Source organism: Cobetia sp. SIMBA_158, from assembly GCF_046566945.1.
Taxonomy (GTDB): Bacteria; Pseudomonadota; Gammaproteobacteria; order Pseudomonadales; family Halomonadaceae; genus Cobetia; species Cobetia amphilecti.
In genome coordinates, this window is sequence record NZ_JAWJYL010000913.1 from 1 (window position 1) to 244 (window position 244).

General features: G+C 36.9%; 1 pseudogene. It reads left to right on the top strand.

The window, feature by feature from the left end:
- Positions 1 to 244 (top strand): annotated as a pseudogene (locus R2R70_RS22470) (erythrose-4-phosphate dehydrogenase); the annotation flags it as partial.

Below are 244 nucleotides of genomic sequence, written 5' to 3' on the forward strand. Positions count from 1 at the left end.
TATTAATGTTTCTTTAGTTGATTTTACGTTTATTACTAAGCGCGAAACAACTGCTGAAGAAATTAACGAAGTAATGAAAGCCGCAGCAACAGGTTCAATGAAAGATATCTTAGAATACAACGAGCTTCCGCTTGTTTCTATTGATTTTAATCACAACCCTGCGTCATCAATTTTTGATGCAACGCAAACAAAAGCTGAAGGCAAACTAGTTAAAGTAATGGCTTGGTACGATAACGAGTGGGGC